13 protein-coding genes are annotated in these 14,582 nt (G+C 54.7%); 5 read left to right on the top strand and 8 right to left on the bottom strand.

Features of this window, described 5'->3' with window-relative positions:
• The first annotated feature begins 63 nt into the window (after window positions 1–63).
• Window positions 64–726 (top strand): nucleoside triphosphate pyrophosphatase, encoded by a 663-nt coding sequence (locus tag QZR18_RS02945; RefSeq protein WP_178706618.1) that lies wholly within the window; start codon window positions 64–66, stop codon window positions 724–726.
• Between the two features lie 30 nt (window positions 727–756).
• Here QZR18_RS02945 and dapC read toward each other — a convergent pair whose 3' ends face one another.
• Both dapC and fdxA read right to left on the bottom strand, forming a co-directional pair.
• Window positions 757–1,899, bottom strand: a complete 1,143-nt coding sequence (dapC, locus tag QZR18_RS02940) for a succinyldiaminopimelate transaminase (protein WP_178706617.1) — start codon at window positions 1,897–1,899, stop codon at window positions 757–759.
• Between the two features lie 8 nt (window positions 1,900–1,907).
• Window positions 1,908–2,240, bottom strand: a complete 333-nt coding sequence (gene fdxA / locus QZR18_RS02935) for a ferredoxin (protein ID WP_009409155.1) — start codon at window positions 2,238–2,240, stop codon at window positions 1,908–1,910.
• Between the two features lie 52 nt (window positions 2,241–2,292).
• Between fdxA and QZR18_RS02930 the strand changes: the two genes are divergently transcribed.
• Window positions 2,293–2,607, top strand: a complete 315-nt coding sequence (locus QZR18_RS02930) for a 2-hydroxymuconic semialdehyde dehydrogenase (RefSeq protein WP_295910288.1) — start codon at window positions 2,293–2,295, stop codon at window positions 2,605–2,607.
• Window positions 2,608–2,654: 47 nt separating this feature from the next.
• Here the strand turns inward: QZR18_RS02930 and typA are convergent, their stop codons facing one another.
• A complete protein-coding gene (gene typA, locus QZR18_RS02925) occupies window positions 2,655–4,577 on the bottom strand; it encodes a translational GTPase TypA (RefSeq protein ID WP_009409153.1) in 1,923 nt (640 codons plus the stop codon).
• Between the two features lie 112 nt (window positions 4,578–4,689).
• On the opposite strand from typA, the gene QZR18_RS02920 reads away from it, so the two are divergent.
• Window positions 4,690–5,529, top strand: coding sequence for a D-hexose-6-phosphate mutarotase (locus QZR18_RS02920; protein WP_178706615.1), 840 nt, complete (start codon window positions 4,690–4,692; stop codon window positions 5,527–5,529).
• A 71-nt stretch (window positions 5,530–5,600) separates the two neighbouring features.
• On the opposite strand, the gene QZR18_RS02915 is transcribed toward QZR18_RS02920, so the two are convergent.
• Window positions 5,601–6,863: an alpha/beta hydrolase family protein gene (locus tag QZR18_RS02915; RefSeq protein ID WP_178706613.1), complete on the bottom strand. Its 1,263-nt coding sequence runs from the start codon at window positions 6,861–6,863 to the stop codon at window positions 5,601–5,603.
• Window positions 6,856–9,420: a bifunctional lysylphosphatidylglycerol flippase/synthetase MprF gene (locus QZR18_RS02910; RefSeq protein ID WP_178706611.1), complete on the bottom strand. Its 2,565-nt coding sequence runs from the start codon at window positions 9,418–9,420 to the stop codon at window positions 6,856–6,858. Before QZR18_RS02910 ends, QZR18_RS02915 begins: the two co-directional genes overlap by 8 nt.
• 191 nt (window positions 9,421–9,611) lie before the next feature.
• Here QZR18_RS02910 and QZR18_RS02905 point away from each other — a divergent pair, with 191 nt between their 5' ends.
• Window positions 9,612–10,193, top strand: a complete 582-nt coding sequence (locus QZR18_RS02905) for a 1-acyl-sn-glycerol-3-phosphate acyltransferase (protein WP_178706609.1) — start codon at window positions 9,612–9,614, stop codon at window positions 10,191–10,193.
• 33 nt (window positions 10,194–10,226) lie between these two features.
• Here the strand turns inward: QZR18_RS02905 and holA are convergent, their stop codons facing one another.
• The 3 genes from holA to QZR18_RS02890 all read right to left on the bottom strand — a co-directional run bounded on the left by holA (window position 10,227) and on the right by QZR18_RS02890 (window position 13,555).
• A complete protein-coding gene (gene holA / locus QZR18_RS02900; RefSeq protein ID WP_178706607.1) occupies window positions 10,227–11,198 on the bottom strand; it encodes a DNA polymerase III subunit delta in 972 nt (323 codons plus the stop codon).
• A 72-nt stretch (window positions 11,199–11,270) separates the two neighbouring features.
• Window positions 11,271–12,482 (bottom strand): ComEC/Rec2 family competence protein, encoded by a 1,212-nt coding sequence (locus QZR18_RS02895; protein ID WP_178706604.1) that lies wholly within the window; start codon window positions 12,480–12,482, stop codon window positions 11,271–11,273.
• A 281-nt stretch (window positions 12,483–12,763) separates the two neighbouring features.
• A complete protein-coding gene (locus QZR18_RS02890) occupies window positions 12,764–13,555 on the bottom strand; it encodes a ComEA family DNA-binding protein (RefSeq protein WP_178706601.1) in 792 nt (263 codons plus the stop codon).
• Window positions 13,556–13,738: 183 nt separating this feature from the next.
• Between QZR18_RS02890 and proC the strand changes: the two genes are divergently transcribed.
• Window positions 13,739–14,545 carry a pyrroline-5-carboxylate reductase gene (gene proC / locus QZR18_RS02885; RefSeq protein WP_178706598.1) on the top strand — a complete coding sequence of 269 codons (807 nt, stop codon included), beginning with the start codon at window positions 13,739–13,741 and terminating at the stop codon, window positions 14,543–14,545.
• Window positions 14,546–14,582 lie beyond the last annotated feature (37 nt).

Genomic DNA, 14,582 nt, shown 5'->3' with positions numbered 1-14,582 from the left:
ATGTGGCCTAACACACATTAGTGTAGTGAAGAAAAGCTGAGCCTGCACGGGAAAATTCATAGTATGCACCTTGTATTAGCCTCACAATCTCCTGCCCGCCGGCGCATCCTCCAGGAAGCCGGGATAACTCCTATCGTCAAAGTTTCCCAAGTGGACGAGGATTCAATCTTGGATCGAATCCCCAGCGTCTCCCCCGCTGAGAAAGTGTGCGCACTTGCGGAAGCAAAAGGCAGGGCCGTAGCTTCGGCGATATGCGCGGGAAAGCTATCGCTGGACGAGGCCTCCCTCCCCGAAGGTGAGTGCGTACTAGTTGCCTGTGATTCCATGCTCGAGGCCGGTGGGGAGTTGCTGGGTAAGCCTCACGATCCCCAAGTTGCCCTTGCCCGAGTAAAGGCACTTTCCAAGGCACACACAACCTTGTGGAGTGGCCACTACCTCGCGCACATGCGCTGGAATAAAGATGGATGGAAGATCCTGAACGAAGACACGCGTCCATCCTCAACCGATATTCACTTTGGCTCGATCAACGATGAAGAAGCTCAAGCCTACGTAGCAAGCGGCGAGCCCTTAGAAGTCGCCGGTTCTTTCACCATCGACGGATTGGGCGGAGCGTTCATCGAAGCCATTGAAGGCGACCACCACAACGTCATTGGAATCTCACTTCCCTTAATCCGCACCATGATGGCCGATATGGGATTGCAGTGGGTCAGTCTTTGGGATCGATAAGGCCCTGACGCCCACTAAGTCGCTCAAGCGTCACGCTCGGATCGGCTGGGCGATCAACCGGCTTGCGGCCTCGGCAACGCGCTCATCGGTGGCGGTCAGGGCTACGCGCACAAAGCCCACCCCGGCCTCGCCATAAAAATCACCGGGAGCAACGACAATCCCCCGCAGGGCGAAAGCATCAACGAGCTGCCAGGAATCAAGGTCGCCTTGGGGATCTCTCACCCACAGGTAAAGGCCCGCAGCCGAATCCTTGTCGCGCTCAAGACCAGTGCGTTCAACAGCATCGATCAAGATTTCACGTCGGCGCGCATACACCTGACGCTGTGCCTCAACGTGTTCGGTATCTTCCAGCGCAACGCGCATTGCGGCTTGCACTGGAGCAGGAACCATCATCCCCGAGTGCTTGCGCACTTCAATAACAGGAGCGAGAAGCTCGGGATCCCCGTACATCAACGCTGCACGGTAACCAGCTAGATTCGACTGCTTAGACAGCGAATACAGCACGATCAGGGAACGAGGATCTCCATCACAGACTCCTTCATCAAGCAGCGAAGGCACGCCCTCGTGAAGGAAAGGCTCCTCCCACGCCAAAGCCGAGTAGCACTCATCAGAAATCACGACTGCGTCATGACTGCGAGCCCACTGGACGACCGCACGCAGCTGATCAAGCGTGAGGACATGGCCATCTGGGTTACCCGGCGAGTTCAGCCATACAAGCTGAGCATCGGGCCACGACGAGGGGTCAGTCGGGTCCACCGGGAGTGGAGTTGCACCCGCTAAACGCGCACTGATGTCATAGGTCGGATACGAGGCCTGCGGGAATAAAACCGCATCTCCGGGGCGCACTCCCAAAAGGAAGGGAAGCCATGCCACGGCTTCCTTGGAGCCGATAGACGGCACAACGCCCTGCAATCCAACGTCCACCATGTTCCGCCGCTTTCCCCACGCAAGAATTGCGTGACGAAGCTCAGGAGTGCCAATCACGGTCGGATATCCCGGCGCATCCGCATGCTCTTGAAGCGCATCCTGAATAAGCGCGGGAGTGGGATCAACCGGAGTTCCAATCGATAGATCACACACACCACCGGGATGTTCAGCTGCCCGTTTACGGTAAGGGGTGAGCTGATCCCAAGGGAATGAGGGCAGATCGAGTGGGCGCGGAAGGACGCTCATGTGTTTCCTTACTTATCCCAATCTTCGTTCTGCGGAGGAAGCTCGCTGATCCACGGAACATCGAAGGGCTGAGGACCGGTCTTCTGCGCGCCACCGGGGCTGCCCAGATCAACAAAGAAATCGGCGTTGGCCTGCAGGTAATCGGACCATTCACTGGGGAGGTCATCCTCGTAGAAGATTGCTTCGGTCGGGCAGACCGGTTCGCACGCACCGCAGTCCACGCACTCATCGGGGTGGATGTACAGGGTACGCTCGCCCTCGTAAATGCAGTCGACGGGGCACTCATCAACGCAGGCCCGGTCCTTAACATCAACACAGGGCTGGGCAATGACGTAAGTCATTAATTCCTCCTTGGACTGGGTTGGACAACCACTTCATTCTATTATCGCCAACATGAAGAACCACGCGAACGAGCAGCCTTCTTCCCCCGAAAATAGGGAAAAGATCAGTCCTGCGGAGCATGTCCAAGCCGAAGCTTTTACGCGACACGAAACGCACGCAATTCCCAATCTTCCGTGGATGCAATTGGGAGTGGGCTCCCGCGTGGTCGTCCGCTATCGTCTAGACGATGGTCTTCACGATGCACTGGGAACGCTCATCGAAGCTGCCCCAACCCACGTAGTCATCGAGACTCGACGCGGCCAGGTTCGTGTCGATGCGCGAACCATGGTCACCGGGAAGCGCGTCCCTCCCCCGCCGCAGATCTAACTTGAACTTCAGTTAGCTTTGACAGCCTATCGGGGCCGAGGCCGGACTCAGTCCTTGTTCTGACGACGCTCGCGAGCGGCAATCTTGAAGCGCTCCTGAGCGTCCAAGACGACCTTGCGCACACGCACGGCCTCGGGAGTCACTTCAACGCACTCATCGTTAGCCGCAAACTCCAGGGACTCTTCCAAGGTAAGTTTGCGAGAAGGCGTCAAGGACTCGTAGACATCAGCGGTCGCACTACGCGTGTTGGTCTGCTTCTTCTCGCGGCAGATATTGACATCCATATCCTCGCCGCGAGGATTCTCACCAACAACCTGGCCTTCATAGACCTCCGAACCCGGCTCAACAATGAAGGAGCCGCGCTCTTGAAGGTTCGTCATCGCGTAGGGGGTGGCCTGGCCTGCGCGGTCCGCAACAAGCGAGCCGGTCAAGCGCTGCTCAATTGCGCCCTGCCACGGTGCGTAGCCCTCGGCAATAGACGAGGCGATACCGGTACCGCGGGTCTCGGTGAGGAAACGCGTACGGAAACCAATCAGGCCTCGAGCGGGAACAACAAATTCCAAGCGAATCCAACCCGAACCATGGTTGGCCATGGTCTCCATGCGCCCCTTACGCTGAGCCATCAGCTGGGTGACAGAGCCGAGGTATTCCTCGGGGATATCAATGGTCATACGCTCCATGGGCTCACTGCGCACACCGTCAATGGTCTTGGTGACAACCTGCGGCTTACCAACGGTAAGTTCGAAGCCTTCACGGCGCATCTGCTCAACAAGAATTGCCAGAGCAAGTTCACCACGTCCCTGAACTTCCCATGCGTCGGGACGTTCGGTGGGCAGAACTCGAATGGAAACGTTACCGATGAGTTCGCGATCCAAGCGATCCTTCACCTGACGCGCGGTCACCTTTGCGCCCTTGACTCGCCCAGCCATGGGAGAAGTGTTAATACCGATCGTCATCGAGATCGCGGGATCATCAACGGTGATCAAGGGCAGGGGGCGAGGATCATCGAGGTCAACCAGAGACTCACCGATAGTGATGTCTTCGATACCGGCTACCGCAACGATATCGCCGGGCTCAGCGGTTTCGGCAGGAAGACGCTCCAGGCCTTCGGTGCGAAGAAGCTCGGTGATTCGAACAGGCTTGATCGTTCCGTCGTGGCGAGCCAGACCAACGGTTTCGCCCTTACGCAGAGTACCGTTGTGGATACGCAGCAGAGCGAGGCGACCGAGGAAGGGCGAAGCATCAAGGTTCGTCACGTGTGCCTGCAGGGGTGCGCCTTCCTCATATTCAGGGCCGGGAATACGCTGAAGGATCGTCTCAAAGAGAGGCTCGAGATCCTCTGTGGGGATATTGCCGTCGCCGGGGTTGGTCAGCGAGGATTTCCCTGCCTTTGCCGAGGCGTAGACAACGGGGACATCCAGCAGCGAGTCAACATCGGCATCAACGCCTTCGCTCATGAGGTCCTCAGCCAATGCAAGAAGCAGGTCCTGGGTTTCCGAGACGACCTCATCGATACGCGCATCGGGACGGTCAACCTTATTGACAACGATCACGACGGGAAGCTGGGCTTGCAGGGCCTTACGAAGAACGAAACGGGTCTGCGGGAGAGGGCCTTCAGAGGAATCGACAAGCAGAACGACGCCGTCAACCATGGATAGGCCACGCTCAACTTCACCACCAAAGTCTGCGTGTCCGGGGGTGTCGATGACGTTAATGACCACGCCACCTTCGAGCCCGAGCTTTTGAGCGGCGGGACCGCGATAGTGGACCGCAGTGTTCTTGGCGAGAATCGTGATGCCCTTTTCGCGTTCAAGATCGCCTGAATCCATCACGCGTTCACCGGTCTTCTCAACCGTGTCGCGCTCATTGAAAGCACCCGACTGCCACAACATCGCATCAACCAAGGTGGTCTTGCCGTGGTCAACGTGTGCAACAATCGCGACATTTCGTAGATCTTCGCGGATGGTCATAAAGCTCCCTATACATTCTCGACGCGTATCACAGCTAGCTTATCGCCGTTTTTGAGGAAGTCCCTTGTTCGGAGGGCTATGTGTGAGGCGTTACTCGCGCTATCCTTGTCCAATGACAAACCGACGCGTCTATCGCGCCAGCAATGACTGCTGTGACGCGAGCTTTTCAGATTCGGGTGCCCAGGTCCTTACATGGCAACCTTCTGGCACCGAGCCCATCCTCTGGCTCTCCGAACGTTCCCTGCCCTGGGCATCGACGCCCGCGCGGGGAGGAATTCCGATTTGTGCACCGTGGTTTGGTGTTGCAACAGCTTCCTTGGCTGCCCCCGGATCCGAAGCACAAAACCATGGATTCTTAAGAAATGCAACGTGGGAACTGATTGAGCGTAGCGATTCCCATGCAGTTCTTGAATTCGTTTATAAACCATCCACAAACACTGAGATGGCAAAATTCCCCCATCGTTTCACGTCGAAACTTGAGGTCACTTTCGGGGCGGAACTTCACCTAGTGCTTTCGATGAAAAACACCGATGACGAAGCTTTCTACGTCGATGAGGCCTTGCACTCCTATTTCAATGTTTCCGATGTACGTGAGATTTGCGTTCACGGCCTCGAAGGAGCAAAGGAACTGGATACCGTCCGCGATACACAAGGTATTCACGAAGGTCCGCTGAGCTTCACTAACGGTCGTGTTGATTCGATCTTCGACACAAGCAATGGATCAATCATTGAAGATCCCGGTTTCAAACGACGGATCGTCGTTGAAAAAGAACACTCTGCATCGACAATCGTCTGGAATCCTGCCGAATCTAAAGCAGCGGACATGCACCGCGAAGACTGGAAACACTTCGTCTGCGTCGAAGTAGGTAACGTCCGTCGCAACGCACTACTCCTTCGCCCGGGACAATCTCACTGGATGTCCTTGACGATCAAGGTGGAAGAACTAGCATAGGCGAGATCTTCACTGATGCACCCCGTTGCCCCCGAGCTAGGCGAAGAATCTCTTTTTGATTGCCGTGGTTCCTACAGCCCGAAACGCTGTGCGAGCCACGGCAATCCGTCTTCGAAGGCAGCGCTCCACACCTTCCAGGAGTGCCCACCCGGATAGGTTCGCGTCTCAATGCTCATCCCCGATTTCTCCGCGGCGTGATCAACCTCGATGAGCCCTTCTTTAAAGGCGGTATCAGACTCTCCCCACGAGATGATGCCCGCGCTTTCCTCATAGCGATTACGACTCATCAGATGCACGGGATCATTCGCTTCATAGAGCTCTCGAGAGCCGTCAAATCCATCCGAAATCGTTCGCTCTTCATTACCAAGTTGCGGATGCGCTTCACCTGACATGTCAAGGAAGCTGCGATACAAATCAGGAGAACGGGTCACCACTTGAAGCGCGCAGGTCCCTCCCGATGAAAGACCAGCAATGGCCCATTGTCTCGGATCAGAAGAGACGGGGAGATTAGTGCGCAGCCAGCTCGGGACATCCTTTTGCACATAGGTCGCAACTTTCCCATGCGAGGTGTCGGAGCACAGAGGATTTGCTGTTTGGCTACCGTAGACATCAACAACAGCAATGATTGGGGCCCGACCATCATGCTGCGCTGTAAATTGATCCATCGTCTGGGGAAGTTTCCCTAAAACAAGCCAATCTTGAGGTGTACCGGGCTGGCCAGACATCAGCACAATGACTGGGAGCTGTGCACTGGGATCTTTGAAATATGACGGTGGAAGATAAACAATGGCTTGTCGAGGGGTAAAGGAGGCATCCGAGGCGGGAATGTCGACACGGGCAAACACCCCCTCTGCACTGCGCGCCAGAGTGGCAGCATCATCAGGTTTCTTTAGTTCATCCCAAGAAACTGTTTGTACTCCCCCACCAACGACTTCCGCCATCGTGGGATAGGCCTCGAAATGATAGTTGATCCCCAGTGCAGCTCCAATCGCCATCAGCATCCACGCGCACGCCCCGGCCAGAAAACGACGAATCCAGTGACGGCGACGAAAGAGAGCGACAAGAATCATCACCGTAGCAATAAGGGCTGGAGCTGCCCACAGCCATGTCACGCGCCCCAATCCCTCGGCAACCGGATGCCAGACCCTTTCGACAAGGTGATGGACAATGAAAAGGACGATGACACCGCCACAAGCGCTCACAAACCGCACCTTGAGGGAAAGCGGCTTCATGACAAAAAACCACACCCAAGCACCGGCTGCAAGGATCGAGGCTGCAGCGATCGGCAGAATCCATACGCGCAGCAGTGGAAATAGCTTGAGGAGACTAATCACGTGACACCAACTTTGCTGCGACCCCGACAGCACTGATTGCACTCATATTTGGCAAATAAGCATGCGCAATTGCCAGACCAACTGCAGGTGCGTTCGCAATGTCGGGAATTGCAAGATACAGGGGGACGAAACGAACCTGGAATTTCTTCTTGTAGGCCAGCAAGGAGCGGAAACCATAGACGGGTTCCATCACGCTCCCCATCACATCAAGAACGGGGGCAAAAGCGAAGCGTGAATCTGCCAATTCGGAGCTTTCCTCACACTGGCCCGATTCGGCTAGAGGTGCGCCCGACAAGGAAATGAACTGGAACCCCTCATCTTGCGCTAGAAGAGCAGCTTGACCAATGAGAAAATCAATGGCCAAACGGAAACCGGAGTCATCTCGACGCATCACATCTAGGGTCAGGCCGACCACTTCGCCACCTGAGTGAACAGGCATCCATGAGGTCACCGCGTGGATGCGATCTTCTTCATCAAGAGCCAGCAGAAGGCGCGTATCCGAGTCATTAATTTCACGCAGGCCGCCCAGTGTAAAGCCCATCTCAGGAAGAGTCTTCTCATCGGCCCATGCCTGGCAGATCGCATCAACCTGTTGCTTCAGTTGATCGGGCAGACTCGGATAGGACGCCCATTCGGCTCGGATCCCCTCACGCTTAGCATGATTGAAAGCGGTGCGTACATCCTGGAACTTCTTACCCTTGAAGGCAAGATCACCCAGATCAATAATGGCTTCCTCAGCAACCTTGACGGTGGACCAGCCTAAACGATTCGCTTCTCGTGCCCACTCTTCATGGACCGAATAGAGCGCCGGGGTCAGTGCTGCATCGCTTGCAAAGCGAGCAAACTGCGAAATCACTGCTGGAATATCGTCATCAGTTGCGGCACATTGTGTCAGTGTCAGCATCACGCCAGATTCTTGACGGTAGGACACTGCCGCGCGTTGATCAGGACTAATCCACGTCGAGTTTCCCGGCCACGCGAGCATCCACCCCAAAGAGCCTGCGCCGTGCTGGCGCAGAAGAGCGATTAAGTCATCATGAGCATCATGTTGAAGCTCAACCGGCGCAAGGAAAACTTTAAGAAGGCAAACAGCGACGACAATCCACACCAGCGCGGGAATCCAGACTGTCGAAATCGAGGAAAGCAAGGTTGTTGCATAGACCGGAGTATCAATCAGCCACTGTGCACCAGCAGGAGCGTATGAGACAACGTAGGCCTCAAAAAGGCTGAGTAAATCCGCTTCGGGAACAAACTGGTCGGGAATTAAAACCCCAATAACAAGCGCAATGAGCGTGCCAAACGTAGCGCAGACAGTAATGACACATGCGCTGCGCACCCAGTAGCGTCGGGCAATGCGTACCCGGAACGCAGAGGAATTCCACGCGGTCAGCAGAAGCGTTACTAGGGGGAAAGCAACACTGATCAGAAGCTTACTCATGGGAATGGGAGCGATAAAGAAGTCATCGTCGTTGAGGCCCTGCGCCTCATCCACCGAAAGCGCGAAAACCATGATCTGTGCGAGGCCAATAATCGCAAGCACGCTCTGAAGAACCAGCGTGCCCACCCAAGCGCCACGACGGCCTCGGAAAAGACCAAAAGCCAAAACCAACTGAACCACAAAAGGAATCGAAGCCAAGATCAAGGGAGCATAGAGCATCAAAGAATTGCCGTACATCTCTTCGACACAGCTCATGGGAGCGCTGCTTTGCTGGCACAGCGCCCACATATATTGCTGGATGGCAAGCTCGGGAGAAAAAGCAGCGCGATCAAAAGCCAGGAAACCATGAGCGCTGAAATTCCAGATTGAGCTTACGGCGCCCAAGGTAGTAGCAGTAATGACCAAGGGAATTACTCGACGTACGGGATCTCCAATTCCCAGCATTGAACGCCCTCGGTTCGACCAACCAATCGCGAAACCGCCAATGATCCACCCGCATAGGAAAGCGATGAAACGTGCCAGCGCCCCCGCAGTAGAAGAAAAAGCCAAGAGAGCGCTCAAGACGACAAGGGCGCCGATTCGAGTGCGCCACGCCCATAGGCGATCCATCTTCGCGCTCGCGGTTCCAAGCAGCGCAGTGAGGATCAGGCTTGCTCCTGTCAGCGGACCACTAAAGAGTGGATAGAGACCACTGCGAGAGATTCCCTTTACTAGAGCGACGAAAGCCCACATCCCCGCTAAAGACATGGGAAGGGAGATGGCCGCAGAAAGAAGCCAAATTCGCGATCCGAGGAAACGTTCAAGAAGGCCACCGATGATCGCCATCATGAGGGCAGCATTGATCATCATGCCGATCGAAGGACTCCACACAACCGTCGTCACAATGGTGAGCGGACGAATTGCACCGCCCTGCGCGGCAAGAGATTGATTCCAGTGGCCGTGGCTCAAGTGGGCGGCAATCCCGACAAGCATGATGATCAGCGTCAGGATGATCGAACATGGAGCAGTCCGAAACCAGTTGAGGAGAACCGGGAAGCTTCGACTCCAAACACGCGAAAAGGCAGATGCCGGACGCGTCTGAAGAGTCTCGTCAGCCTTGGGTTCGCTTTCAGCGCTCATGAAACTCCTTCTGGCAGACAAACTTCGATTCTCTGTTTTTGATCTTAGATCTTGCTGCCCTCAGCTCAACTCGAAGAAGGCGATTATCAGGGTTCAATCAGGGAGAATTTCAGGGGGATCACTCACATAGAGAGGTCCAACTCCGTCAATCCAACGTACACTAACTGCGGCAGAACAAGGAAAGGACGCACATGGGATTGCGTAAAGCACTGGCTCACACTGTCATGCATCTATCAAGATGGACTTTCGCGCCTGAGTCCCCTCTTCCCGATCGCTGTTTGGTTATCGGTGCGCCTCACACGTCAAATTGGGACGGCTTCTACATGGTGATGGCAATGTGGGCCGTCGAGCGTCCAGTGTCTTTCCTGGTCAAGAAGAATCTCACCGACGTCCCTGTTATTGGAAGTTTCGTGAAGGCGATCGGCGGGATTCCCGTTGACCGCGAACATCCGGGGCACCTTGTTGAGCACATCATTTCCCTTGCTGAATCCAAAGATCATTTCGTTCTGGTTATTACCCCGAAAGGAACTCGTTCCGTTCGCCCCTATTGGAAGTCTGGTTTCTACCGAATTGCGATGGAAGCTGATCTTCCGATTGTTCCCGGTTTCATCGATGGCGCGAAGCGTCGCTACGGGTGGGGTGAGCCGATGCGACTGAGCGGCAACCGCCGCAATGACATGGACAAGATCCGCGATTTCTATAGTGGGCTAGTAGGGATTCGCCCAGAAAACACCTGCGTTCCTCGGCTACGCAACGAAGACCCTAAAGACTAAAATCCCCCGAACTTTTGCACTTCAATCAGTGCGTTAGCCGCGGTGAAGCCGACACAGGGTCATGACCAGTTTTTCAACTGCTCCCTGTGGGTCCTTCGATGCGCCTTTTGTGTCTTCGTCGGCTTGCGCAATTGCAGTGATTGCCGAGGCCAAAGCGGGGTCGGGCCATGCGCGAAGTTCGCGTCGAGCTCGTTCTGCTTGCCAAGGCGACATCCCCAGGTTCTTTCTTCCCGAAGAAGCGGAAACCTTAGCCATTGCACGAAACTTCATTGCAATTGCGGCAACGAGCTGCGCCGGTGCGCTTCCGGTCGCATAGGCATGGCGAACCAAAGTCAGAGCCCGTGCGGCGCGTCCATCGACAATCGCATCCGCGACTTCAAAACTTGTTGCTTCAACACGTCCGGAGTAGTACTTCCGCACAGCATCAAGCGTAATTTTCCCTTCAACATCGCTGAGGAGCTGTGCTACCGCAGCCGCGAGCGCACTCAGATCATTACCCAGAGCATCCACTAAAGCTTGAGCTGCCTCAGTTTCTATGCTGCGATGGGCTTGTCGTACGTCGGAGCGAACAAAGTCGAGTTTGTCTCGATCATTCTTTAAAGGCTCTGCCGGAATTACGGGAAAGCCCGCTTTGGCAATCGCATCAAGCAGTTTTTTCCCGCGGGCGTTGCCACCCGGATGGCGCATGAAAATCCAGACATCAGCTGCAGGTGCGGATACATATGCCTGAAGGTCAGCAGCTAAAGCATCCGTCATATTCTCCAAGTCAGGAATGATGATCATTCGGCTTTCGCCAAAAAGCGAAGGTGAAGTCAAAACATCGAGTTGTCCTGCTTGATAGGTACCAGCAGATAGATCTGTTCGTTCGAGGGCAGGATCAACCTCATGTGCCTGACGACGTAACTCGCTTAATGCCCGATCTGCCAGCAAGCTTTCGCTTCCTTTGATGAGGACGAGGGGGGCAAGTGTAGGAGATACCGGTGCCGATTGTGTTTTGGCTGCCATAGCTCTCCTTTGCTGATCGTCACCGTCATTTCTTAAGCAATGCCCTCTAAGTGTGGCATGTTCTGTTTGCCTCTACGAGGAGAAGCGCCGAATTTTGACCCTCACTACCCAGATCAGTAGGAGAAGGAGCACCACAGTAATAAGACCAGACCACTCTCCCACCGCGATTCGCGCACCTGGGAGTGCAGACAATCTGGAGGCAACCAGTGATATCCACGCGGTTCCCCAAGATGTCAGCCATGCACATATATAGCCAAGAGCGGGCCATATTTGAGCTGCAAGTGCTGAGACAAAACAGCCTACAGTCACAGGAGTCACCAATGGTGCGATAAGTAGCTGAGCGGGTATTGCCCATGGACTGACCCACGAGTTCATCGACAGCATGATTGGAAGCGTAGCTAGTTGGGCGCCCAATGGGACACTGATGAGTTTGGCACTCCACTCAATTCCGGACTGCACAGATTGTGGAATCGGCCCCACTTGAGTGACACCGGTTTCAATCCAAAGCGCAGGAACACATACTCCCCAAGTCGCAAGCACTGAGAGTGTAAAACCCAACGAACATGCGTCGGAGGGTGATATCAGGCAGGCAAGGATAATGACAGTGCTCAATGATGAGTAAATTCCCCCTTCCCTATTACTCCACATTCCAATAAAGCCAATAACGCTGACCGCAAGGGAACGCAGCACCGACGAAGCCGGGCCAACAAGTCCAGCGAACAGCAAGAGAACTGAAACTTGGGTAATGATCGCTATGCGACGTTTCTTTGTTGCAAGAAGACCAACTGTCATCATCAAAATCGACATATGAGTACCTGACACTGCTGTGAGGTGCGCAAATGACACTGTCTTCATATCATCACGCATTTGAGCACTGGCTTGATGGTCATCTCCCAGTGACATTCCTGGTATCAGCGCACGTGCGTGCTCTGGTAATGTCACAACGATCTTTTCTAGGTTCCTCCTGACAGCTTGAGAAATACGCGTCCACTGATCATTTGGAGGAAGGCGTTCCAACGATTTGATTCGAAGCGCGCCCACATTCGGAATGCTGTGAGCCCAATTGAGATCGCAGGTCCCACTAGCAAGAACTCGATCTCCGCGTCGAAGTGTTGTCATAGATTCGCGCGTGGATACAAGGAGAAAGCTCAGGTGCTCTTTACTTCCAAGATAACGGGCACGGACGTAGTAGCTCGGTTTATTTCTCGTGTTTGTTGCTTTCTTTCCTTCACGTACTTCACTCAGTAAAACAAAGGAAGCATTGCGCAGTTCCTTTCCTTGCATGCATAACTGCTTCGCTTCGTTTTCCCAGCTCGTTGCGCGACTTAAAGAGATCACAATGCACGTACAGCACAGGCATATCGTGACAATGAGAAGAGGCACGCATTCACTGACGCGTTCTTTTCCTAACCCCTGAAATCCTCGTGGGGATAGGAGCAAAGGGAAGAGAAAAGCTGTACATATTCCAGCGCATAGAAGAAGTGGAGTTCTGTTTAGTGCACCCCAGGTACATAACCAGGATGAAATCGCTAAGGGCACTAAGCGGATGTCAATCGATGAGGCTCTCACGAGCAGGCACCAATTCGAATTTTCTCGAGTATCGAAGCTCCAATTCCTGGAACTGCTACCAGGTCGTCCACACGTGTGATCGGATGAGACTTCCTATAGGTGACAATACGCGCAGCCAGTGCCGGTCCGACTCCATCGAGTCTTTGTAGTGTTTGGGCATCCGCTTGAGTGACGTCAACGCAGGCGGAAGTTTGACCGGATGGAGCATCGTCGTGTGCTTGTGAGGAGTTCAGAGAAGGAACCCTAATCTGTTCACCATCAACAACCAACCGAGCAAGGTTAACGCTGTCACGGTCCGCGTCTTCAGTAAAGCCGCCAGCTTGATCGATAGCCTCCGAAACGCGAGAACCATGTTTGACACGGACAACGCCAGGAGCGCGTACTTCTCCTGTCATATGAACCATCACCTGGCCGCTCACTCCCCTTCCCTCCTCACCGGGCTGCTGAATTCCTGGGCTCGAGGAAGAGATAGATCCTGTGCTATCGGCACGTGCACTTGGGGATTCGGCATCAGAAGCCGAGAGATTATCTTCTTCCAAGCGACTATTCCAGCCATGGACAACACCTGCTATTAGGGCTAGAAACAAGCAGATCGCAATAAATACTCGAGCGGTACGCCATCGCCAGCTCCAGCGTAGGCCTCGACCCTGATTCTCCTCATCGCCGTGAGGGTCTTCTCGCTCGATGCTCCTCTCTGCATCCTGATCGACCTTGGCAGACTGAGAGGTAAAAACCAATCGTTCCAACTGCCTTCTACGGTTCAGATGAGACTGAAAGTGTGAATCCATGTCCCTAGTGTGTCCGTCTCCCAGCTCCACTTCAGGGCCCATAAGCGCTTCTGTGGATGAATCCTTGATTCACATCTTTTGTGGATAGCTTTGCGATACAACGAGTGAGACCTTGTTGCCATCAACACGTAAAGTGTGTTTAAAATAACGCCAAGATCTACACCTTCTCACTCAAGGACTGTCATGCGTATCGGCTTCATCGGAACAGGTGCAATGGCCTCAGCTATTGCACGCGGTGCCGTGGCCGCTGGCTTCAGCGGCTCGGATCTGATGTTCGCCGATCGACACCACCAAGCCGCGGAAGACTTGGCTGATGGGCTGGGAGGCATTGCACTCGCATCAAACCGTCAGGTCGCCGAACAGAGCAACCTCTTGGTCCTAGCAGTGAAACCAAATGTCCAGTCCGAAGTCATTCGCGAGATTCGCGAGAGTGTTCTTTTTGCCAAGCAACTCTGCGTCGTATCTATCGCTGCGGGCCGTACGACAGATCAGATCATTTCGGATTTTGGGGCAGCCATTCCCTTGGTCCGCGTCATGCCCAATGTCAATGCACAGGTCGGCAAGTCAATGAGTGCCCTTTGCCCGATGGGGACAACGGACGAACAGCTCGCCACCGCTCGCAAGCTTCTGGATTCGGTCGGCGAAACGATCGTGTTGGATGAGAAGTACTTCCCTGTTTTTACAGCGATCGCTTCCTCCTCCCCGGCATGGATCTTCCGCATGATCGATGCGATGGCCGAGGCCGGCGTGAACCACGGCCTCACCAAGGCCGATTCGACGCACATCGTTGCCCAAGCGTTCTTGGGAAGCGCGCAACTCATGCTCAACGGCCTCGAAAATGGGCAAGTACCCGCAAACCTTATTGATCGGGTTTCTTCTCCGGGCGGCACCACTATCGCTGGTCTCCTCGCCGCCCAAGAGGCAGGTCTTTCCTCCGCGATCGTCGCGGCGGTCGACGCTGCTGTTGAGCGCGACCATCATCTTGGCTGACGTCGTCACGAGACGCCGTCAGGATAATCCCTCGCAC

The sequence above is a fragment of the uncultured Actinomyces sp. genome, from assembly GCA_900541895.1.
Taxonomy (GTDB): Bacteria; Actinomycetota; Actinomycetes; order Actinomycetales; family Actinomycetaceae; genus Pauljensenia.
Note: the sequence above shows the minus strand (reverse complement) of the source record. Positions and strands in the feature narration are given on the sequence as shown.

Coding starts and splice junctions, on each gene's coding strand:
- QZR18_RS02945 (WP_178706618.1), top strand. CDS start 64: ATGCACCTTGTATTAGCCTCACAATCTCCTGCCCGCCGGCGCATCCTC.
- proC (WP_178706598.1), top strand. CDS start 13,739: ATGCGTATCGGCTTCATCGGAACAGGTGCAATGGCCTCAGCTATTGCA.
- dapC (WP_178706617.1), bottom strand. CDS start 1,899: ATGAGCGTCCTTCCGCGCCCACTCGATCTGCCCTCATTCCCTTGGGAT.
- QZR18_RS02890 (WP_178706601.1), bottom strand. CDS start 13,555: ATGGATTCACACTTTCAGTCTCATCTGAACCGTAGAAGGCAGTTGGAA.
- QZR18_RS02920 (WP_178706615.1), top strand. CDS start 4,690: ATGACAAACCGACGCGTCTATCGCGCCAGCAATGACTGCTGTGACGCG.
- holA (WP_178706607.1), bottom strand. CDS start 11,198: ATGGCAGCCAAAACACAATCGGCACCGGTATCTCCTACACTTGCCCCC.
- QZR18_RS02895 (WP_178706604.1), bottom strand. CDS start 12,482: ATGCAAGGAAAGGAACTGCGCAATGCTTCCTTTGTTTTACTGAGTGAA.
- QZR18_RS02930 (WP_295910288.1), top strand. CDS start 2,293: ATGAAGAACCACGCGAACGAGCAGCCTTCTTCCCCCGAAAATAGGGAA.
- typA (WP_009409153.1), bottom strand. CDS start 4,577: ATGACCATCCGCGAAGATCTACGAAATGTCGCGATTGTTGCACACGTT.
- QZR18_RS02910 (WP_178706611.1), bottom strand. CDS start 9,420: ATGAGCGCTGAAAGCGAACCCAAGGCTGACGAGACTCTTCAGACGCGT.
- QZR18_RS02905 (WP_178706609.1), top strand. CDS start 9,612: ATGGGATTGCGTAAAGCACTGGCTCACACTGTCATGCATCTATCAAGA.
- fdxA (WP_009409155.1), bottom strand. CDS start 2,240: ATGACTTACGTCATTGCCCAGCCCTGTGTTGATGTTAAGGACCGGGCC.